The 20,357-nt window shown below is 55.0% G+C and carries 19 protein-coding genes; 11 read left to right on the forward strand and 8 right to left on the reverse strand.

Going from position 1 to position 20,357, the window contains the following annotated elements:
* Window positions 1-84: 84 nt before the first annotated feature.
* The 3 genes from EGY08_RS22425 to trxC form a co-directional block, all read right to left on the reverse strand.
* Complete coding sequence (locus EGY08_RS22425; RefSeq protein WP_123828925.1) at window positions 85-2,763, reverse strand: bifunctional acetate--CoA ligase family protein/GNAT family N-acetyltransferase; 2,679 nt, start codon at window positions 2,761-2,763, stop codon at window positions 85-87.
* A gap of 35 nt (window positions 2,764-2,798) precedes the next feature.
* Complete coding sequence (locus EGY08_RS22430) at window positions 2,799-3,497, reverse strand: tRNA-uridine aminocarboxypropyltransferase (RefSeq protein ID WP_004123723.1); 699 nt, start codon at window positions 3,495-3,497, stop codon at window positions 2,799-2,801.
* 69 nt (window positions 3,498-3,566) lie between these two features.
* Entirely contained in the window at window positions 3,567-3,992 is a 426-nt protein-coding gene (trxC, locus tag EGY08_RS22435) for a thioredoxin TrxC (RefSeq protein ID WP_004104599.1), read from the reverse strand.
* A gap of 203 nt (window positions 3,993-4,195) precedes the next feature.
* Between trxC and EGY08_RS22440 the strand changes: the two genes are divergently transcribed.
* Entirely contained in the window at window positions 4,196-5,269 is a 1,074-nt protein-coding gene (locus tag EGY08_RS22440; RefSeq protein ID WP_004123719.1) for a tRNA/rRNA methyltransferase, read from the forward strand.
* Window positions 5,270-5,324: 55 nt separating this feature from the next.
* Here EGY08_RS22440 and ung read toward each other — a convergent pair whose 3' ends face one another.
* Window positions 5,325-6,014, reverse strand: coding sequence for a uracil-DNA glycosylase (gene ung, locus EGY08_RS22445; protein WP_123828927.1), 690 nt, complete (start codon window positions 6,012-6,014; stop codon window positions 5,325-5,327).
* 311 nt (window positions 6,015-6,325) lie between these two features.
* On the opposite strand from ung, the gene grcA reads away from it, so the two are divergent.
* A complete protein-coding gene (grcA, locus tag EGY08_RS22450; RefSeq protein WP_004123715.1) occupies window positions 6,326-6,709 on the forward strand; it encodes an autonomous glycyl radical cofactor GrcA in 384 nt (127 codons plus the stop codon).
* A gap of 54 nt (window positions 6,710-6,763) precedes the next feature.
* Here the strand turns inward: grcA and EGY08_RS22455 are convergent, their stop codons facing one another.
* A complete protein-coding gene (locus EGY08_RS22455; RefSeq protein WP_004123714.1) occupies window positions 6,764-8,128 on the reverse strand; it encodes a PTS transporter subunit EIIC in 1,365 nt (454 codons plus the stop codon).
* 284 nt (window positions 8,129-8,412) lie between these two features.
* Here EGY08_RS22455 and EGY08_RS22460 point away from each other — a divergent pair, with 284 nt between their 5' ends.
* Window positions 8,413-9,603: an enolase C-terminal domain-like protein gene (locus EGY08_RS22460; RefSeq protein ID WP_032742187.1), complete on the forward strand. Its 1,191-nt coding sequence runs from the start codon at window positions 8,413-8,415 to the stop codon at window positions 9,601-9,603.
* Here EGY08_RS22460 and EGY08_RS22465 read toward each other — a convergent pair whose 3' ends face one another.
* Complete coding sequence (locus tag EGY08_RS22465) at window positions 9,604-10,323, reverse strand: GntR family transcriptional regulator (RefSeq protein ID WP_004123709.1); 720 nt, start codon at window positions 10,321-10,323, stop codon at window positions 9,604-9,606.
* 116 nt (window positions 10,324-10,439) lie between these two features.
* On the reverse strand, window positions 10,440-11,765 hold the full coding sequence (gene srmB / locus EGY08_RS22470; protein WP_004123707.1) for an ATP-dependent RNA helicase SrmB: 1,326 nt from the start codon (window positions 11,763-11,765) through the stop codon (window positions 10,440-10,442).
* Window positions 11,766-11,897: 132 nt separating this feature from the next.
* On the opposite strand from srmB, the gene trmN reads away from it, so the two are divergent.
* On the forward strand, window positions 11,898-12,638 hold the full coding sequence (gene trmN, locus EGY08_RS22475; protein ID WP_004123705.1) for a tRNA(1)(Val) (adenine(37)-N(6))-methyltransferase TrmN: 741 nt from the start codon (window positions 11,898-11,900) through the stop codon (window positions 12,636-12,638).
* Here the strand turns inward: trmN and nadB are convergent.
* The gene (gene nadB / locus EGY08_RS22480; protein ID WP_123828929.1) at window positions 12,623-14,242 is read right to left on the reverse strand and encodes an L-aspartate oxidase; all 1,620 of its coding nucleotides are present in this window, start codon (window positions 14,240-14,242) and stop codon (window positions 12,623-12,625) included. The genes trmN and nadB overlap by 16 nt on opposite strands.
* 285 nt (window positions 14,243-14,527) lie before the next feature.
* Between nadB and rseD the strand changes: the two genes are divergently transcribed.
* The 7 genes from rseD to lepB all read left to right on the forward strand — a co-directional run bounded on the left by rseD (window position 14,528) and on the right by lepB (window position 20,330).
* Window positions 14,528-14,626 (forward strand): rpoE leader peptide RseD, encoded by a 99-nt coding sequence (rseD, locus tag EGY08_RS31445; protein WP_157261965.1) that lies wholly within the window; start codon window positions 14,528-14,530, stop codon window positions 14,624-14,626.
* A 39-nt stretch (window positions 14,627-14,665) separates the two neighbouring features.
* Window positions 14,666-15,241, forward strand: a complete 576-nt coding sequence (gene rpoE / locus EGY08_RS22490) for an RNA polymerase sigma factor RpoE (protein ID WP_004104583.1) — start codon at window positions 14,666-14,668, stop codon at window positions 15,239-15,241.
* A 32-nt stretch (window positions 15,242-15,273) separates the two neighbouring features.
* The gene (rseA, locus tag EGY08_RS22495) at window positions 15,274-15,924 is read left to right on the forward strand and encodes an anti-sigma-E factor RseA (protein WP_004123700.1); all 651 of its coding nucleotides are present in this window, start codon (window positions 15,274-15,276) and stop codon (window positions 15,922-15,924) included.
* A complete protein-coding gene (gene rseB / locus EGY08_RS22500; RefSeq protein ID WP_004123691.1) occupies window positions 15,924-16,880 on the forward strand; it encodes a sigma-E factor regulatory protein RseB in 957 nt (318 codons plus the stop codon). Before rseA ends, rseB begins: the two co-directional genes overlap by 1 nt.
* Entirely contained in the window at window positions 16,877-17,356 is a 480-nt protein-coding gene (rseC, locus tag EGY08_RS22505) for a SoxR-reducing system protein RseC (RefSeq protein WP_004123689.1), read from the forward strand. Before rseB ends, rseC begins: the two co-directional genes overlap by 4 nt.
* A gap of 185 nt (window positions 17,357-17,541) precedes the next feature.
* Window positions 17,542-19,341 (forward strand): translation elongation factor 4, encoded by a 1,800-nt coding sequence (gene lepA / locus EGY08_RS22510; protein WP_004123687.1) that lies wholly within the window; start codon window positions 17,542-17,544, stop codon window positions 19,339-19,341.
* Window positions 19,342-19,355: 14 nt separating this feature from the next.
* Window positions 19,356-20,330 (forward strand): signal peptidase I, encoded by a 975-nt coding sequence (gene lepB, locus EGY08_RS22515; protein ID WP_004123684.1) that lies wholly within the window; start codon window positions 19,356-19,358, stop codon window positions 20,328-20,330.
* Window positions 20,331-20,357: the final 27 nt, after the last annotated feature.

The raw sequence follows: 20,357 nt of genomic DNA on the forward strand, positions 1-20,357 counted from the left end.
TTTCTTCTCTGTTTATTGAAGGGTCTTCTGTACCATGCAGACGACGTAAGCGGGCAATAATACCATTACTGCCCGTTAAAGTAGTCAACAATTGCGGCCAGCCGTTTGTAATTGCTCATGTACAAGCTGTAGAGACAAACTGACAATCCCATCTTCAAGCTGAATATCAACCGAGAATCCTAGCTTTCTGGCAAGGCCGATCATGCCTTTATTATTCGGCATGGTAATGCCATTCAGCCGCTGCAGGCCGTGGTTTTGCGTATAGGCAATCAGCTTTTCCAGAAGCTTGCGGCCTAAACCCATACCTTTCAGGTCGGAGCGCACCAGGACGGCAAACTCGGCATCGATATTATCAGGGTCGGAGATCGCCCGCGTCACGCCGAGGATCTCATTCCCTTCGGCCGTGGTGCGTACAGCAACAAAGGCCATTTCTCGATCGTAGTCGATCTGCGTCATATTGGCTAAATCATCATGGGTAAATTCGTTGATTTCGCTGAAGTAACGATAGTAGAGATCCTCCTTTGTGACCTGAGCGATAAAGGCCATCAGCTGCGGCTCATCTTCCGGGAGTATGGGACGGAAAAGGCAGCGTTCGCCATTCTTCATCACCACCCACTCCTCCTGTTGTTGTGGATAAGGGCGTATGGCGAGGCGGCTTTCGCTGTCGCCGGTGAAGGGGGCGAGCGTTAATGTTACGTCAAGCGCGGTGAACTCGTGGCCGGAAGCCAGAAGAGGGTGAATATCCAGGCGCTGTATTTCCGGGCAGTCGACGATCAAATTCGATACCTGTACCAACAGCTGGCTCAGGCCGGGAATATCCAGAGGGCGCAACGCGCTGCGGCCGCGCACTTTTTTACTTTTGACGGCCTGGATAACCAGGTAGCGCGCAAGGTTCATATTCAGCGGCGGGAGCGCGACGGCGGCCTGATCCTCAGCCCGCCATTCGACGCCGCCTTCTCCCAGCATGATCAGCGGCCCAAAAACCGGATCGTGCTCAACGACAACCCGCAGTTCCTGCGCCCCGGCGCGATTAGCCATGCTTTGCACCAGCAGTCCGTGAATACGCGCCTGAGGCCAGGTCATTTTGACGCGATCGATAATCGCGTCCGCAGCCTGCTGTACCTCGGTAGCCGTACGCAGATAAAGCATAACCCCCTGAACTTCTGACTTATGCGGAATATCAGGCGAGCGCAGCTTCAGAGCGACGGGGTAGCCAATCTGCTCGGCAATATGTACAGCTTCGGCGCTATCGGCGGCAATCCACGTCGGCAGGGTATGAATACCGTAAGCGCGCAGAACAGGGCTCACTTCATGGGTATCCAGCGACGTTGCGCCTTCATTCATTGCGCGTTGCAGCAGGCTGTGCGCTTCGGCAGTGTTAGTGGTTAACGAATCTGACAGGACCGGGGTTTCCCTGAGCTGTTTCTGGTTACGCCGGTACTCCACCATGTGCATAAAAGCGGTAATGGTTCCTTCAGGCGTTCGATAGGTCGGCAGCCCCGCATCGCTAAACAGGCGCCGCGCTTCTTGTGAAGAGAACTCACCGCACCAGTTGGTGAGAACCGTAACGTATTTGCCGCGCGGATGGCGCTTCAGGGCGTCAATCAGCGCCAGCGCGCTTTCTGTCCCCGGCGCGGCAGCGCTGGGGGAATGGATCACCAGCAGCGCATCGTAGTCATGGCTATCCAGCAGTACGTTCAGCGCTTTGAGGTAATGTTCGCTGCTGGCGTCATCGCGGAGATCCAGCGGGTTGGTGATATCGATGGTTTCCGGTAATGCCTGACGGAGAGCGCTGCTGGTCTCTTCGCTGAGTGCGGCGAGTTTGCCGTTACGCAGCCAAAGTTCATCCAGCGCCAGTGCTGCCGGAGCGGCACCGTTGCTGATAATCATCAGTTTCTCGCCGCGCAGCGGGCGCATGTGGCTAAGGGTTTCGACCGCAGAGAACAGCTCGTGCGTATCCTGTACCCGCAATAAGCCTGCGCGCTGAATAGCGGCGTCCCACGCCGGATCCATACCGGAATTGACGTGCAGGAGTTTCTGCGCAGCCGGACTGCGTCCGCTTTTAATCACCAGGATCGGCTTATTACGCGATGCGCTACGGGCCGCCGAGACAAAGCGGCGGGCATCACTGAGGTGTTCGAGATAGAGCAAAATAGCGCTGGTTTTACTGTCGCGAGCGAGGAAGTCAAGCAGGTCATCAACGTCAATGTCCAGGCTATCGCCCAGCGCAATAAAGTAAGAAAACCCCATTTCACGCTGCTGAGCCCAGTCCAGGATGGTATTGGAGACCGCCGCCGATTGCGAAATAAACGCCAGTTTACCTCGATGAATAGGCACCGGCGAAAAGCTGGCGTTAAGACCCTGCCACGGCGCAAGCAGGCCCAGACTATTTGGGCCGAGCAGCCGCATCTGATAGCGGGCGGCACATTCCAGCAGAGCGGGATACTGTTCGGGTATAGAAGAAAGGATGATGCAGGTTTTGCACCCTTTTTGCCCCAGCGCTTCCAGCAGCTCAAGGTTTCTGCGGGCGTTGGTGCAAAGCACGGCGAGATCGGGCGTGAAGGGCAGGCTATCGACGTCAGGCCAGGCCAGTACGCCCTGAACCGCTTTCCACGCTGGCGTAACGGGGAGGACGGGGCCGTTAAACCCGCCAGCCAGCAAGTTGCGCATCATCAGATAACCGGCGCGCTGTGGTTTCATTGACGCGCCAATAACGGCGATCGACTTTGGCCGCAGCAATGCTTCCAGGCCTCGTTGGCTCATACCGGTCTCCTTTGATCCCCAGTGACCGAATGATTTTAAACGTTTTCTCTCAGTTGTGCTGTGATACTGCCCTTATGCTGGGTTTTTCCTGCCAGGTAGCGCGTTCTGAATAGGCTGAAGTGATTGCCAAGAGCCGCGGCCGCGGTTTTATCCCCCGCGAGATCCAGCAGCGCAATCGCGACTTCGGCGGTACAGTATTGACCCTCTGCGTGTGCTTCCCGCAGGTGATAAGCGGAGATGCGCGACAAATCGACGGAAATCATCGGCAGCGCGTCAAGCCAGGGGCTTTTGCGGAACATTTTTCGCGCTTCGGGCCAGGTGCCGTCGAGCATGATAAACAGCGGTGGTTTACCCGGGAGCGGGGAATCAAGAACCTGACGCTCTGCGTCGGCATAAGACGCAGGAAAAACCACCATCGGCTGATATTGCGGGTCGGCGACTAAATCCAGCAGCGCCTGCGGCGGTTCGGTTCGTGACCACTGAAAGGCTTCGGTATCCGGCAGGGTATCGGCAATCAGGCGTCCAGTATTGCTGGGCTTCATTGGCTCGGTATCGAACATCACCAGGCAAAAACGGCTGGTAGCAGCAACCGGGTTGAGGGTGGCGCAGAGGCACTGTTTCAACGGCAGCAAGCAGCGCTGGCAGCGGTGGATACGGTTGCCGCGAGCAAGAAAAGGCCGGGTGGCGCGCGCGAGGCGTTCGGCTCGAAGGCGGAGGACGGCGTTATCAGTCATGATGATCGCTAAGAAAAAACGCCATTGTCGCAGAGGAGAAAACGGGGCACAAGTCGTGCCCCGTGAGGTTTACTGCTGGCCTGCTTCGTTTAGCCAGCTATCGAAAGGCGCTTTGGGGACGGCGCCATTGAGCATGTCGATAACTTCGCCATTTTTAAACATCATAATGGTCGGGATGCTGCGAATGCGGAAGCGAGCGCTCAGTTCGCGTTCCATTTCGGTATTCACTTTCACGAAACGCATTTCGCCGCTGCGTTCTTCAGCCACGTCTTCAAAGATTGGCGCAAAGTTACGGCAGGGGCCGCACCAAGGCGCCCAGAAATCAACAACAACGGGCAGATCGTCCTTCAGCAGTTTATCCAGCGTTGCCCCGGTCGCGTTGATCACATCGCCATCAAAAAGATCGTGACCGCAGCGCCCGCATTTCGCGCCATCGGCGCTACGATCGTCGGGGATGCGGTTCAGAGCCTGACAACTGGCACAAACGGTATTCATAACTAACCTCTGGTTATGGGTTGCAGCGCGGCACGTGGCCGATTTGTTTCTGTAATGTTACATATTATCGATGCACAGCTAATAAAGGACAATGAGTTTTATTCAATGAATACGATAGACTCAGGCTTTTAAATGAAATAATGGCTAACTGGTGACACATCGGGTAATCTGCGCGCTTCGCGCAGCGCAGGTGGAGAAAATGAATGAGCGACGACGAACTGAAAAATAAAAGCGGCAAGGTCAAAGTGATGTATGTCCGCAGTGATGATGATTCTGACCGACGTACCCATAACCCGCGTACCGGGAAGGGCGGGGGACGTCCAGGAAAGTCTCGTGTTGACGGTCGTAACCGCCCTGCGCGCGATGAAAAAGAGAGCCGCGGTGGCGATCGGAAACGTGACGATCGCAAGCGTGAAGGCTTTGGCGGTGAGGGTTCCTCTCCGTGGCGTACCGTATCCCGCGCGCCGGGTGATGAGGCGCCGGTGAAAGCGGATCACGGCGGGATCAGCGGAAAAAGCTTTATCGATCCTGAAGTGTTGCGTCGCCAGCGCGCGGAAGAAACCCGCGTCTATGGTGAAAACGCTTGCCAGGCGCTCTTCCAGAGCCGTCCGGACGCTATCGTTCGCGCCTGGTTTATTCAGAGCGTGACCCCGCGCTTCAAAGAAGCTCTGCGCTGGATGGCGGCGAATCGTAAAGCCTATCACGTGGTCGATGAAGCAGAGCTGGCGAAAGCGTCCGGCACTGAACACCATGGCGGGGTTTGCTTCCTGATTAAAAAGCGCCATGGCACTTCCGTTGAGCAGTGGGTAGCTAAAGCCGACGCTGAAGATTGTGTCCTGGCGCTGGAAGATGTCGGTAACCCGCATAACCTCGGCGCGATTATGCGCAGCTGCGCGCACTTTGGCGTCAAGGGCGTGATTGTGCAGGATGCCGGCGTTATGGAGTCCGGCGCCGCGATTCGTACTGCGGAAGGCGGCGCGGAGCACGTTGAACCGATTACGGGCGACAGCTTCATCGACACGCTTGAGCGCTTCCGTAAAGCGGGCTACGCGATTGTTTCTACTTCCAGCCATAACGGGACTCCGCTGTTTAAAGCTGAGCTGCCGAAGAAAATGGTACTGGTGTTAGGCCAGGAGAGTGACGGTCTTTCCGACGCCGCTATTTCCAGCGCCGATCTGAACATCGCGATTGAAGGCACCGGCAACGTTGAAAGCCTGAACGTGTCCGTAGCAACCGGCGTGCTGCTGGCTGAATGGTGGCGTCAAAACAAGGCGTAACACCTTGTTTCAGAGTCAAAATGCCAGCGTGATGCTGGCATTTTCATTTTCAGAGCTATTCGCTTTCAGCCGGCAGCTTGGGGACCCAGTCAATCGGCGCTTCGCCGCGTTCGGCCAGCCACTGATTCGCCTGCACGAAATGATTACTGCCAAAGAACCCCCGGTGGGCGGAGAGCGGCGACGGGTGCGGGGCTTTGAGCACGCAGTGGCGTTGGCGATCGATTATCGCGCCTTTCTTCTGCGCATGCGAACCCCATAGCAGAAATACCACGCCTTCCCGATGCTGGTTAATCAATGAAATCACTTTATCGGTAAAGGTTTCCCATCCGAGGCTAGCGTGCGAGTGCGCTTGCCCGGCACGAACCGTTAATACGGTATTGAGCAGCAAAACTCCCTGACGTGCCCAGCTTTCGAGATAGCCGTGAGTCGGGCGCTGAAAGCCCGGTATTGTCCCTTCCAGCTCCTTGTACATATTCAGCAGCGACGGCGGTATCTGAATACCTGGCAGAACCGAGAAGGCCAGTCCGTGCGCCTGTCCGGGTCCATGATAGGGATCCTGGCCGAGAATCACCACTTTGACGTCGCTTAGCTCGGTATAACGAAACGCGTTAAAGACATCTTTTTGCGGGGGATAGATAGTGACTCCCGACTGGCGTTCTTCAGCTACGATTTTAAGGGTATTAACAAAATAGGGTTGCTGCTTCTCTTCTGCCAGCACGTCATGCCAGGTTAATGAGGTGGTCATTTTGCTCTCCTGCAAAGTGTCATCGACATAGCTTAACTGCATCTTTCAACATCACAAAATTTGCTCCGCGCGATTGGCGCTCCCCATGCAAAAAAAATTGAAAATTTACAAATTTATTTGGTGTTTGGCACGGCGTAACTTGATGTAAAACAATAATATCCATCTATGACCACTTTTGTGATGTGGTTTTTGTTGATTTAAATCAAAGAATGCCGGGTGCCCGGCTGATATATATACACTCATAGAACAATGGTTTTACCAATTGGCCGCGAAGGCCAATAATCGAACAAACCCTGCCTGGGAGGCAAAAAATGATTACTGGTATCCAAATTACTAAAGCTGCAAACGACGACCTGCTGAACTCTTTCTGGTTGCTGGATAGCGAAAAAGGCGAAGCCCGCTGCCTGTGCGCAAAGGCCGGTTTTGCTGAAGATGATGTGGTTGCTGTGAGCAATCTGGGCGAGATCGAATACCGTGAAATTCCGGTAGACGTGAAGCCTGAAGTCCGCGTTGAAGGCGGTCAGCATCTGAATGTTAACGTGCTGCGTCGCGAAACTCTGCTGGACGCGGTTGAAAATCCGGAAAAATACCCGCAGCTGACCATTCGCGTGTCTGGCTATGCGGTACGCTTTAACTCTCTGACTCCGGAACAGCAGCGCGACGTTATTGCACGTACTTTCACTGAAAGTCTGTAAGCGTTAGCAAAAACCCCCGGTTCAATCGAGCCGGGGGTTTTTTATTATCTCAGGCTAGCGCTCCTGCCTTACCAACAGCGTGGTGAGGGTGAACGACAATACGATGGCGATCGCCACGCCCGACAGCGCAAAGATAAAGTAGGGGCCGATGTAAGCCGGCAGGCTAAAAATGCTCGACAGAATGTAGCCATACAGCCGAACGCCGAAGAAAGCGATAAAGGCTGAGGCCAGCGAGCTGGCAACAGTGGCCGCGACGAACGCTTTTTTATAGCGCGTTAAGACGCCAAACAGCGCGGGCTCGGTGATCCCTAGCAGCGCGGAAATTGCCGCAGACAGCGTAACCGTGCGCTGCTGGCGGTTTTTACTCACGCGCCAGATAGCAAAGGTCGCGCCCGCTATCGACATGTTGGCCATAAACATCATCGGCATCAGCATGTCGTAACCGCGATCGCTGAAGTTTTGCAGGGCAATGGGCGTCATGGCGTGATGCATCCCGGTCAGGATCGCGACCGGGCGGATAGCACCCACCACCAGTCCGGCAAAACTCGCGGAGATGCCGAACAGACCTTCAATAAACCACGCCAGCGCTTTGCCAAGCCAAATGCCAACCGGACCAATAATCACCAGCGCCGCCAGCGCGCCGATAAACAGCGCCAGCGTCGGCGTGAAAACGGTTTTCAGCACCTCGGGCATAATGCGATCGACCCAGGCATAGATATATTTCAGCGCCAGCACGGAGAAAATAACCGGGATTACGCTGGAGGCGTAGTTGAATACGGGGATCGGGACGGCGTTTAGAAGCCACAGCGCGGAAACCGCTCCATCATGATGGGCCGCCAGCGCCTTCGCGGCGTCAATCAGCGTCGGGTACATCAGGCAGGCGGCAACGGCGACGGCCAGATACTCGTTGGTCTTAAAAATCTTTGCCGCCGAGACGGCAAGGAAAAAGGGCAGGAAATAGAATACGCCGCTGGCGATAAGGTCGATTATCATCACGGTATCGCTATTTTGCGGTACCGCTTTCAGCGCGATCAGTCCGGCCAGCAGGCCTTTTATCATCCCGGCTCCGGCAATGGCCGGCACGATCGGGCCAAAAACACCCGATACGGTATCCATAAACAGCGATACCAGCCCCTTACGCTGGTGGGGTTTTTCCGCAGCCTCTTCGCCGACGGGACCTAATACCGCGAGCAGGCGTTCATACCAGCTACTGACTTTCGGCCCGATGATGATTTGGAACTGATCGCTCTGCAGCTGCGCGCCGAGCACGCCGGGTAGTTTCTTAATCTCTTCTTTTTCTACTTTGTTATCATCAATTAAATCAAAGCGTAATCGGGTCATACAGTGCCAGACGTTATTAATATTTTCTTTTCCGCCAATCAGAAAAATAATTCTGCTGATTGCATCTTGCGTCTCCATACCGGCTCCTGGATTAATGTGTGGTGCTGCTTGCGTCGTGAAATGGTAAATAAGCCAAACTATAAAAACAAACCAATAAAATATGATTTCAGTCACAAATTGCATTGGTTATGGTGGTTGTTGGCGGTTTATGTCTAAATTGGTACGGTTTTTAATGAAATTAAATTCGTTTTTCGGACCAAAATTTTATTAAATAAAAAGGTTTACCTTGTCTAATAAATAGGGCGAAGATAATTGGCATCATCTTTTATTATTTTGCCGCAGGGAGCCTTGCCGTGAACGCTATGCTAATTACTGATATTGAGTGTTTTATCACCCGCCCCGATCGTCATAACCTGGTCACGGTACGCGTTACCACCGACAAAGGCACCGTGGGCCACGGCTGCGCGACTTTCCAACAGCGTCCGCTGGCGGTCAAAACGATGGTTGATGAATATCTTCAGCCGCTGCTGCTTGGTCGCGATGCCAACAATATCGAAGACCTCTGGCAGATGATGAACGTCAACGCTTACTGGCGAAACGGGCCGGTAATGAATAACGCGATCGCCGGCGTTGATATGGCGCTATGGGATATCAAAGCCCAGTTGGCGGGAATGCCGCTGTATCAGCTCTTTGGTGGCAAATCGCGTGACGCTATTCCGGCGTATACCCATGCCAGCGGCGAGACGCCGGAAGCGCTGTTTATCGCCGTTGAACGTCTGCTGGAAGAGGGCTATCGCCATATCCGCTGCCAGCTCGGTTTTTACGGCGGAACGGCGCAGGAGATGCACACGCCGGAAAACCCGACGCCGGGAGCTTATTACGATCAGGATGAGTACATCAGGAATACGGTAGAGATGTTCCGGCTGCTGCGAGCGCGCTACGGACACCGTTTCCATATCCTCCATGACGTCCACGAAAGGCTCTTCCCGCAGCAGGCGCTGCAGTTGGCGAAGCAGCTCGAGCCCTATCAGCCGTGGTTTATTGAGGATATTTTAGCGCCGCAGCAGAGCGCATGGCTGGCGCAGATCCGCCAGCAAAGCGCGATCCCGCTCGCAATGGGGGAGCTGTTTAATAATCCGGCTGAATGGCATGACCTGATTGTTAAGCGACAGATCGATTTTATTCGCTGCCACGTTTCCCAGATTGGCGGGATTACGCCGGCCCTGAAGCTGGCGGTTCTCTGTCAGGCCTTCGGCGTGCGCGTGGCGTGGCACGGGCCAGGCGATATGACGCCTATTGGGGTTGCGGTCAATACCCACCTGAATATCTACCTCAGCAATGCCGCAATCCAGGAGTTTATACCGCGTTCTGGCGCGACCGATACGGTATTCCCCGGCGCGCCGGTTGTCAAAAACGGGTTTATCTATCCCCCTAAGGCGGCGGGGATTGGCGTCGGCTTTAATCAGCAGATGGCGCAGGCATATCCGGTGGTCTATCGTCCGCATGAATGGACGCAGAGCCGCCTGCCTGACGGCACGATCCATACGCCATAGCTAGTCCGAGGGCGCCTGGCGGAAGATTAAGTTGTCGCGGTTATGCGGAATAACGTAGGTACAGGAGTAGTTGATATCGATGATATCGCTGATTTCATACACCTGCCCGCCGTTGAGAATCCCCCGATTGTTAATATGCATGGCCGGGATACCCTTTTTACAACCCAGCAGGGCAGCCTGCTCCCGGCTGACGCTCACCGCCTGATAGGTGGTGAGTAAATGTGAAATTTGATAGCCCTTGGCCAGCACATACTGCTGCAGGGATTTCTCAATAACCTCCCGGCTAAGATCGGCAAAGGCGGCGGCCGGCATACGCGATATCTCAATCTGCAGCGCCACGTTATCGACGAAGCGCAGGCGGCAAAATTGCCAGATAAAATCCTCATCCGTAATACCGAAAATCTGCTGCTCCTCGCGGTCGGGGCGCTTTTTATGCAGGCTGATTGTCCGATAGCACATCCGATCGAAGCGCTTTTCGGTGATGGAGTTATAGACCAGCGGATTGTTGCTCATCCGCTCGTTTATCCAGATCCCCGAGCCCTGCACGATGCGTATGACGCCGATGTCGGCGAGTTTTTCCAGCGCCTGGCGGATAGTAAACCGCGAGACGCCATACTCCTCCGCCAGCCGACGTTCAGGCGGGAGCTTGCGGGGGCCGGGGTCATTGTGCTGGTAGATTTTGCTGAGTAGATCCTGGGTGACGAAATCTTTTTTTTTCATAATGATGACTTCCTGACTCACCGGCCCAAAGGAGCGCGCCCGATACCACTCCCCGCGGCGCTGTTTCCGCAGGCGTAAATGCAAAAACGCCGGAATATCCCGGCGCTCTTTTACTCTTAGCTCGACTGCTGCGGCGTATCGCTGCCGCTCGGCTTACGACGCTTGCCGACATTTTTAGCATCGCGATGGCGTTTTTTCACGCGCGGTTTCTCTTTTTCTTTCTCTTTTTTCTCTGCACGCTTGGCTAAAACCTTCTTGGAAGGTTTACCGGTTTGCTTCTCGCTGGGGGCGCGAGTGGTCGGGCGCAGTTCATCGATGACGCGGGCTTTTAACGGCTCTTCAATATAGCGACCAATTTTACCCAGCAGCAGATGGTCGTGGGCTTCAACCAGAGAAATGGCGGTTCCTTTTTTACCCGCGCGCCCGGTACGACCGATACGGTGCAGGTAGATATCCGCCGTGCGCGGCAAGTCGAAATTGAAAACGTGACTCACATCGGCAATATCAATACCGCGGGCGGCAACGTCGGTAGCGATTAATACATTAATACGGCCATCGGTGAGACGGCTAATCGCTTCATTACGTTTCGCCTGCACCATCTCGCCTTCCAGCCAGCAGGTGTTGATACCCGCTTCACGCAGCCAGCCTGCCAGTTCATGCACGCGCTCGCGCTTACGTACGAAGACGATAGAACGCGTCGCTTCCGGCTGCTTCAGAAGATGCACGAGGAGGGCGGTTTTATGCTTGATGTCATCCGCGCGGTAATACCACTGATGGATCTTTTTACGTTCGCGAGTGGAAGGCGTCGCCGAAACTTCCGCCGGCTCTTCCAGCAGACGCTCGGCAAAATCTTTAATGGCGTCGCCTTCGAGGGTTGCGGAGAACAGCATGGTCTGCTTACGCCAGCGGGTTTCGCCGGCGATATGTTCGATATCCTGCGCGAAGCCCATGTCCAGCATGCGGTCAGCTTCATCAAGGATCAGCGTTTCAACGGCGCGGCAATCAAAGTTTTCTTCTTTAATATATTGCAGCAGGCGACCGGTGGTGGCGACCACGATATCCTGGTTCTCGCTGAACACTTCGGCATGGTTCATATAGGCGACACCGCCGGTGATCGTGGCGATATCCAGATGAGTGTGTTTTGCCAGTTCACGCGCATGGTCGGCAACCTGCATCGCCAGTTCGCGAGTAGGGGTCAGGATAAGGATACGCGGCGGACCAGACTTCTTGCGCGGAAAATCGAGCAGATGCTGCAACGCTGGCAGGAGATACGCCGCCGTTTTACCGGTGCCGGTCGGGGCTGAACCGAGAATATCACGGCCATCAAGCGCAGGCGGAATAGCGGCGGCCTGAATGGCTGTCGGGCGTGTGAAACCTTTATCCTGGAGGGCGTCCAGCAGGTTTTCGTCGAGTTCAAGTTCGGAAAAAGTCGTTACAGTCATGATCTACCTCTGAGTGGACCGCCGATTATAGACGTTACGGACGCAATGTTCATCTGTTTGTAAGGCTATCTGTTCTCCGGTATTGTGCATAGCCTTAAGCTCAGGAGTTTTTTGCCCGCAAGGTTATCGAGGATGTCCCAGTCGAAGTTCGCGCTGCCGCGCAATGGTTTTACGTTTAAGCAGTTTTTTGTCGCCCACGATCGCTGTGCGATGAAAGTGGGTACCGACGGTATTTTACTTGGCGCATGGGCGCCGATCGCTCAGGTTAAACGCGTGCTGGATATCGGCGCCGGCAGTGGTCTGTTAGCGCTGATGCTCGCGCAGCGAACTGGGGAGACGGTGATCGTTGATGCCGTGGAGCTGGATGAAGAGGCGGCAGCGCAGGCGCAAGAAAACGCTGAGGATTCTCCATGGGCCGGGCGTCTGCACATTCATCAGGCGGATATTCAGCAATGGCAGCCGCCGCAAACCCGGCGCTATGAGCTGATTGTCAGCAATCCTCCCTTTTTTGCCGACGGCGTACCTTGCGCAACCTCGCAGCGCGAGCAGGCTCGTTATACTTCCTCACTCGATCATTCGACATTATTAACCTGCGCCGCCGAGTTGATTACGGAGGAGGGATTTTTCTGCGTCGTGCTTCCGGTCGACATTGGCAACGCCTTTGTGCAACGGGCGCAGAATATGGGCTGGCATCTGCGTCTACGTACCGATGTAGCGGAAACGGAAATGCGTCCGCCGCATCGGGTTCTGTTGGCTTTTTCTCCAACGGCGGGAGACGAGTGCTTTAGCGACAGATTGATTATCCGTGGGCCGGAGCAGCAGTATTCCGAAGGTTTTACCGCTTTGACCCAGGATTTTTATCTTTTTATGTAAGCCAGCGGCGAGAGCACAGATGGCCCGCTATCCGGCAGCTGTTCCGGATAGTCGAGTGTATAGTGCAGCCCTCGGCTCTCTTTACGTAGCATGGCGCAGCGCACAATCAGCTCGGCAACCTGCACCAGGTTACGCAGCTCCAGTAAATTATTGGAGACGCGAAAGCGGGCGTAGTATTCGTCCAGCTCCTGCTGCAGCATATTAATGCGGCGCAGGGCGCGCTCGAGGCGGCGGGTGGTGCGCACGATGCCGACATAATCCCACATCAGCAAACGCAGCTCATGCCAGTTGTGCTGAATCACGACCAGTTCATCCGGTATTTCGACCTGACTTTCGTCCCACGATGGCAGTTTGTTGACCGCCTGCGCGAAAGGCATGCGCTTGACAATATCCTCGGCGGCGGACCATCCGTAGACAAGGCACTCAAGCAGCGAGTTTGATGCCATGCGGTTCGCGCCGTGTAATCCGGTATAGCTCACTTCGCCGATGGCATACAGTCCATCCACATCTGTACGCCCATTATCATCAACCATGACGCCGCCGCAGGTGTAGTGCGCTGCAGGCACGACGGGCACCGGCTCTTTGGTCAGATCGATGCCCAACCCCAGTAGCTTCTCGTAGATCATCGGGAAGTGGTGGCGAATAAATTCTGCGGGTTTATGGCTGATATCAAGATACATGCAGTCAGCGCCCAGGCGCTTCATCTCATGATCGATGGCTCTGGCGACGATATCGCGCGGGGCCAGCTCGCCGCGTTCGTCAAAGTCCGGCATAAACCGCGTGCCGTCCGGGCGTTTCAATAGGGCGCCCTCGCCGCGCAGCGCTTCCGTCAGCAGGAAGTTGCGCGCTTGCGGATGGTACAGCGCGGTTGGGTGAAACTGATTAAATTCGAGATTGGCGACCCGACAGCCGGCACGCCAGGCCATCGCGATACCATCGCCGGAAGAGACGTCAGGATTCGTTGTATACTGGTAAACTTTCGCCGCGCCGCCGGTTGCCAGCACGACGGCTTTTGCGCTACAGGTTTCAACCGCTTCTTTATTACGATTCCAGATCCACGCGCCCACCACGCGGCGCGTTCCGGGCAGACCGATTTTATCGGAGATAATCAGGTCAACGGCGTTGCTGCGCTCTAGCACGCGGATGTTGGGGTGGGCCAGCGCCTGGCTCACCAGGGTGGTTTCAACGGCTTTACCGGTCGCATCGGCGGCATGGAGGATTCTGCGGTGACTGTGCCCCCCCTCGCGGGTCAGATGGTAGCTCTCCTCGCCGTTCGCCTGAACCTGGGTATCGAACAAGACGCCCTGATCGATCAGCCACTGAACGCAGGGTTTGGCGTTGCTCGCCACAAACGACACCGCATGGCGATCGCAAAGACCTGCCCCGGCGATCAACGTATCCTCAATGTGGGATTCTACGCTGTCGGTTTCATCAAACACGGCGGCAATTCCGCCCTGCGCGTAGAAAGTAGAACCTTCACTGATAGGGCCTTTGCTGAGAACCGTAACCGTGCAGCGCTCCGCCAGGCGTAAGGCAAGGGATAATCCGGCAGCGCCGCTGCCAATAATCAGCACATCACAGGAGGAATCGGAAGTTGTTTTCATAGCCTTTGTTTAATTTACTAAACACAATAAGCGAACAATAGCACCAGCCCGCGAGAAATCGTACATTTTTTTTACTCATTGTTGTGAGGGCTAAACATAACGGCTTAATGATACGGGCGGGGAAGCGAAAAAAGGTTTTGCGAAGCGGCTCGTTAGCTTCAGATTTTATAGTGAAATAAAAGCCGGGTTACGTTACCCTTCTGGCGGGTCTTGCGCTTTTTCTTATTATCTTACATATCGTTTAGCTACCGGGACATATAATGAGAGATAACAATCCGTCAGCCGGTGCCGGACGAAAAACTAAGGCGTAACGGAACTTTATTGTTTTCAGACACTCCAACCCTCTGCTTGCTCATTTATGCAGTAATTGGGTGGTGTTTTTGAATACGCATGGGAATTGGGTTTGGGGAGACATTACCTCGGATGAGCGAGCAGTTAACGGATCAGGTCCTCGTTGAACGGGTCCAGAAAGGAGATCAGAAAGCATTTAACCTGCTGGTGGTGCGCTATCAGCATAAGGTTGCAAGCCTGGTCTCCCGCTACGTGCCGCCGGGCGATATCGCTGACGTTGTTCAGGAATCGTTCGTCAAAGCATGGCGTGCGCTGGATTCTTTCCGGGGGGATAGCGCTTTTTACACCTGGTTATATCGCATCGCCGTCAACACGGCGAAGAATTATCTGGTTGCTCAGGGCCGCCGTCCGCCATCCAGCGATGTTGACGCAAATGATGCTGAAAACTTCGAAAGTGGCGGGGCATTGAAAGAAATTTCGAACCCTGAGAACTTAATGTTGTCAGAAGAGCTGAGACAAATAGTTTTTCGTACCATTGAATCGCTCCCGGAAGATTTACGCATGGCAATCACCTTGCGGGAGCTGGATGGCATGAGCTATGAAGAAATAGCCGCCATCATGGATTGTCCGGTGGGCACAGTGCGTTCGCGCATCTTCCGGGCGCGAGAAGCTATTGATAATAAAGTTCAACCGCTAATCAGGCGTTGACGATAGCGGAATACTGGAAAAGGGTATCAGGCATGCAGAAAGAAAAACTTTCGGCCTTAATGGATGGTGAAACGCTGGATAACGAACTGCTCAACGAGCTGGAGCGTTCATCTGAAATGCAAAAAACCTGGGAGAGCTACCATCTCATCCGCGATACGCTGCGAGGCGATACGAGTGAGGTGCTCCATTTTGATATCTCAGCTCGCGTCATGGCCGCCATTGAAAACGAGCCCGTTCGTCAGACGGTTCCTCTTATTCCTGAATCTCAGCCCGCGCCGCACCAGTGGCGACAGATGCCTTTCTGGCAAAAAGTACGCCCATGGGCCAGCTCGCTCACCCAGATGGGCGTTGCCGCGTGCGTATCCCTCGCTGTGATTGTCGGCGTCCAGCAGTATAATGGCCATTCTGATTCATCTCAGCAGCCGGAGGCGCCGGTGTTTAACACTATGCCGATGATGGGCAAGGCCAGCCCGGTTAGCCTGGGCGTACCGGCTGAGGCTTCAGCGGGTAGCGGTCAGCAGGCTCAGGTGCAGGAACAGCGCCGCAGAATTAATGCTATGCTGCAGGACTATGAATTGCAGCGTCGCCTGCATGCGGAACAGCTCCAGTTTGGTCAGGCCCAGACTCAGCAAGCCGCCGTTCAGGTACCGGGCTATCAAACTTTAGGAACGCAATCGCAGTAATGAAGCAACTTTGGTGTGCCATGTCGCTCATGGCAGGCAGCCTGTTCTTCTCCGTCAACGCCTCGGCTGATACATCGTCCGGGGCGTTGTTGCAGCAGATGAACCTGGCCAGCCAGTCCCTCAATTACGAACTCTCTTTCGTCAGCATCAACAAGCAGGGCGTTGAGTCGCTGCGGTATCGACACGCTAAACTGGATAATCGCACCCTGGCTCAGCTCCTGCAGCTTGACGGACCTCGTCGCGAAGTAGTGCTGCGCGGAACGGAAATCAGCTACTTTGAACCCGGGCTCGATCCTTTTACCCTGAACGGCGACTATATCGTTGATTCGCTGCCATCGTTGGTCTATTCCGACTTTAAACGTCTGTCGTCCTATTACGACTTTATTTCCGTAGGGCGGACGCGTATTGCCGATCGTTTATGCGATGTCGTGCGCGTCGTGGCTCGCGATGGCACCCGCTATAGCTATATCGCATGGTTAGACGCTGAAACTAAGCTGCCTCTGCGCGTTGATCTGCTTGACCGCGACGGCGAAACGCTTGAGCAGTTCCGGGTCGTCTCGTTCAACGTGGGGGATAACGTGAGCGCCAGCATGGAAACCCTGTCTAAAGCGAATCTGCCTCCGCAGCTGTCGGTGCCGGAGGGGGGCAATAAGGCCAACTTCAACTGGGCGCCAACATGGCTGCCGCAGGGGGTTGCCGAAGTGTCCAGCAGCCAGCGTCGTCTACCCACCTTCGATGGTCCGGTTGAGTCCCGTTTGTATTCCGATGGGCTGTTTAGTTTCTCTATCAATATTAATCGCGCCACCGCGAATAGCAGCGATCAGCTGCTGCGTACCGGGCGTCGTACCGTGGCGACTACCGTGCGTGATAATGCAGAGATAACCATTGTTGGCGAGCTACCGCCGCAAACGGCGAAGCGTATTTCCGACAGTATTAAATTCAGGGCAGTCCAATGATTAAAGAGTGGGCGACGGTTGTTTCCTGGGATAATGGCGTTGCGCTGGTTCATTGCGATGTGAAAGCCTCCTGCAGCAGCTGTGCTTCCCGCGCAGGCTGCGGAAGCCGGGTGCTGAATAAGCTTGGGCCGCAAACCAGCCATACCATTAGCGTTCCCTGCGAGCAGCCGCTGTCGGTCGGGCAAAAAGTGGAACTGGGCATTGCTGAGAGTAGTCTGCTTGGGTCGGCAGTACTGGTATATATGGCGCCGTTAGTCGGATTGTTCGTGATGGCATCGATATTCCAGGTGCTGTTTGCCAACGACTTTGCCTCGCTATGCGGGGCAATTCTGGGCGGCGTGGGCGGGTTTCTGGTCGCACGCGGTCTTTCGCCGGGTCTAGCCTCCCGGCAGTCGTGGCAGCCGGTTATTATCAGCGTCGGCTTGCCGCCAGATTTAGTCCGCATCGAGACGCCTTCCTCCCAACTGGGTCAGTGATTTCACTGGCCCTTATCTTTATTTACAACTCCCGCAAGAACTCATCATTTACTCCGGTTATGCTAGCGGTAAGAGCATTTCCTGGTTTCGTGGATGTAGTGTAGAATGCGGCGTTTTCGGATTAAAAAACGTCAGGCACAGAACAGCGGCCTCATGATTCGCGTAAGGCATAATTAACTCTAAATATGAAGAATATACGTAACTTTTCAATCATCGCTCACATCGACCACGGTAAGTCGACGTTGTCTGACCGTATTATCCAGATTTGCGGTGGCCTTTCCGATCGTGAAATGGCAGCCCAGGTTCTGGACTCCATGGATCTTGAACGTGAGCGCGGTATCACTATCAAGGCGCAGAGCGTCACCCTGGATTACAAAGCGGCCGATGGCGAAACCTATCAGCTGAACTTTATCGACACCCCCGGCCACGTCGACTTCTCTTATGAAGTTTCTCGTTCGCTTGCCGCCTGTGAAGGCGCTCTGCTGGTGGTTGATGCTGGCCAGGGTGTAGAAGCCCAGACGCTAGCTAACTGCTATACGGCGATGGAAATGGACCTGGAAGTGGTTCCGGTCCTGAACAAAATTGACCTGCCCGCGGCCGATCCGGAACGCGTGGCGGAAGAGATTGAAGACATTGTCGGTATTGATGCCACCGATGCGGTACGCTGTTCAGCGAAGACCGGCGTTGGCGTCCCAGATGTGCTGGAACGCCTGGTGCGCGATATTCCGCCTCCGGAAGGCGATCCGGAGGCGCCGCTGCAGGCGCTGATCATCGACTCCTGGTTTGATAACTACCTCGGCGTCGTTTCTCTGGTGCGTATCAAAAACGGCACTATGCGCAAAGGCGATAAAATTAAGGTGATGAGCACCGGGCAGGTGTATAACGCCGACCGTCTGGGGATTTTCACGCCGAAACAGGTTGACCGTACCGAGCTGAAATGCGGCGAGGTAGGCTGGCTGGTTTGCGCCATTAAAGACATCCTCGGCGCGCCGGTCGGCGATACGCTGACGCTTGCGCGCAACCCGGCAGAGAAAGCGCTACCTGGCTTCAAAAAGGTGAAACCGCAGGTGTATGCCGGCCTGTTCCCGGTAAGCTCAGATGATTATGAGAACTTCCGCGACGCGCTGGGCAAACTGAGCCTCAACGATGCTTCACTATTCTACGAGCCGGAGAGTTCTACCGCGCTGGGCTTCGGTTTCCGCTGCGGCTTCCTCGGTCTTCTGCATATGGAGATCATCCAGGAGCGTCTGGAGCGTGAATATGACCTGGATCTGATCACCACGGCGCCGACGGTAGTCTATGAAGTCGAAACCACCTCGAAAGAGGTTATCTACGTCGATAGCCCGTCGAAGCTGCCGCCGCTGAACAATATCCAGGAGCTGCGCGAGCCGATCGCTGAGTGTCACATGCTGCTGCCGCAGGAGTTTTTGGGCAACGTCATCACCCTGTGTATCGAAAAACGCGGTGTGCAGACCAACATGGTCTACCACGGCAATCAGGTGGCGCTGACCTATGAAATTCCGATGGCGGAAGTGGTGCTCGACTTCTTCGACCGTCTGAAGTCCACCTCCCGCGGCTATGCGTCGCTGGATTACAACTTCAAGCGCTTCCAGGCTTCCAACATGGTGCGTGTAGATGTGTTGATTAACGGCGAGCGCGTGGATGCGCTGGCGCTGATCACGCACAACGACAATGCGCCGTACCGCGGCCGCGAACTGGTAGAGAAGATGAAAGAGCTGATCCCGCGTCAGCAGTTCGATATCGCTATCCAGGCTGCCATCGGTAACCACATTATTGCCCGTTCTACCGTGAAGCAGCTGCGTAAAAACGTCCTCGCGAAATGCTATGGCGGCGACGTCAGCCGTAAGAAAAAGCTGCTGCAGAAGCAGAAAGACGGTAAGAAACGCATGAAGCAGGTCGGCAACGTTGAGCTCCCGCAGGAAGCGTTCCTCGCCATTCTGCACGTTGGTAAAGACGGCAAATAACCTAAGGAGTTGGCATGGCGAACATGTTTGCCCTGATCCTGGTCATCGCGACTTTGGTGACGGGTCTGTTGTGGTGCCTGGATAAGTTTATCTTTGCGCCAAAACGTCGCGAAAGTCAGGCTGCTGCCCAGGCGGCGACCGGCGACCAGTTAGACAAGAAAACGCTGAAAAAAGTTGGCCCGAAACCGGGCTGGCTGGAAACCGGCGCTTCGGTATTCCCGGTTCTGGCGATTGTGCTGGTGGTTCGCTCATTTATTTATGAGCCCTTCCAGATCCCATCCGGGTCGATGATGCCGACGCTGCTGATCGGCGATTTTATTCTGGTTGAGAAGTTTGCCTACGGCATTAAAGATCCGATTTACCAGAAAACGCTGATCGAAACCGGGCATCCGAAACGCGGCGATATTGTGGTCTTTAAATATCCGCAAGATCCGCGCCTGGATTATATCAAGCGCGCGGTCGGTTTGCCGGGCGATAAAGTGACCTACGATCCCATTGCTAAACAGGTCACTATCCAGCCGGGCTGTAGTTCTGGCCAGGCCTGCGGCAACGCGCTGCCGGTCACTTACTCCAACGTTGAGCCGAGCGATTTCGTTCAGACCTTCTCCCGTAGCAACGGCGGGGAAGCGACCAGTGGTTTCTGGCAACTGCCGAAAGGCGAAACCAAAGCCGATGGTATCCGCCTGACCGAACGTAAAGAAACGCTGGGCGAAGTGACGCACCGTATTCTGACCGTACCGATTGCTCAGGATCAGGTGGGGATGTATTACCACCAGTCCGGCTTGCCGCTGGCGACCTGGATTGTTCCGCCGGGCCAGTATTTCATGATGGGTGACAACCGCGATAACAGCGCCGACAGCCGTTATTGGGGCTTTGTGCCGGAGGCGAATCTGGTGGGTAAAGCGACCGCAATCTGGATGAGTTTCGAAAAACAGGAAGGCGAATGGCCTACCGGTGTACGTTTATCGCGTATCGGCGGTATCCAGTAATTTTCCTGCCTTATTCACGCTGCCGCC

It is taken from the genome of Klebsiella sp. FDAARGOS_511 (genome assembly GCF_003812845.1).
GTDB lineage: Bacteria > Pseudomonadota > Gammaproteobacteria > Enterobacterales > Enterobacteriaceae > Klebsiella > Klebsiella grimontii.

Excerpts from the sequence above, each read along its gene's own strand:
- trxC (WP_004104599.1), bottom strand. The coding sequence starts at position 3,992 with ATGAATACCGTTTGTGCCAGTTGTCAGGCTCTGAACCGCATCCCCGAC.
- lepA (WP_004123687.1), top strand. The coding sequence starts at position 17,542 with ATGAAGAATATACGTAACTTTTCAATCATCGCTCACATCGACCACGGT.
- trmN (WP_004123705.1), top strand. The coding sequence starts at position 11,898 with ATGTCCCAGTCGAAGTTCGCGCTGCCGCGCAATGGTTTTACGTTTAAG.
- EGY08_RS22460 (WP_032742187.1), top strand. The coding sequence starts at position 8,413 with ATGCTAATTACTGATATTGAGTGTTTTATCACCCGCCCCGATCGTCAT.
- rseB (WP_004123691.1), top strand. The coding sequence starts at position 15,924 with ATGAAGCAACTTTGGTGTGCCATGTCGCTCATGGCAGGCAGCCTGTTC.
- nadB (WP_123828929.1), bottom strand. The coding sequence starts at position 14,242 with ATGAAAACAACTTCCGATTCCTCCTGTGATGTGCTGATTATTGGCAGC.
- rseA (WP_004123700.1), top strand. The coding sequence starts at position 15,274 with ATGCAGAAAGAAAAACTTTCGGCCTTAATGGATGGTGAAACGCTGGAT.
- EGY08_RS22425 (WP_123828925.1), bottom strand. The coding sequence starts at position 2,763 with ATGAGCCAACGAGGCCTGGAAGCATTGCTGCGGCCAAAGTCGATCGCC.
- EGY08_RS22440 (WP_004123719.1), top strand. The coding sequence starts at position 4,196 with ATGAGCGACGACGAACTGAAAAATAAAAGCGGCAAGGTCAAAGTGATG.
- EGY08_RS22465 (WP_004123709.1), bottom strand. The coding sequence starts at position 10,323 with ATGAAAAAAAAAGATTTCGTCACCCAGGATCTACTCAGCAAAATCTAC.
- grcA (WP_004123715.1), top strand. The coding sequence starts at position 6,326 with ATGATTACTGGTATCCAAATTACTAAAGCTGCAAACGACGACCTGCTG.
- EGY08_RS22455 (WP_004123714.1), bottom strand. The coding sequence starts at position 8,128 with ATGGAGACGCAAGATGCAATCAGCAGAATTATTTTTCTGATTGGCGGA.
- rseC (WP_004123689.1), top strand. The coding sequence starts at position 16,877 with ATGATTAAAGAGTGGGCGACGGTTGTTTCCTGGGATAATGGCGTTGCG.
- ung (WP_123828927.1), bottom strand. The coding sequence starts at position 6,014 with ATGACCACCTCATTAACCTGGCATGACGTGCTGGCAGAAGAGAAGCAG.
- lepB (WP_004123684.1), top strand. The coding sequence starts at position 19,356 with ATGGCGAACATGTTTGCCCTGATCCTGGTCATCGCGACTTTGGTGACG.
- srmB (WP_004123707.1), bottom strand. The coding sequence starts at position 11,765 with ATGACTGTAACGACTTTTTCCGAACTTGAACTCGACGAAAACCTGCTG.
- rpoE (WP_004104583.1), top strand. The coding sequence starts at position 14,666 with ATGAGCGAGCAGTTAACGGATCAGGTCCTCGTTGAACGGGTCCAGAAA.
- EGY08_RS22430 (WP_004123723.1), bottom strand. The coding sequence starts at position 3,497 with ATGACTGATAACGCCGTCCTCCGCCTTCGAGCCGAACGCCTCGCGCGC.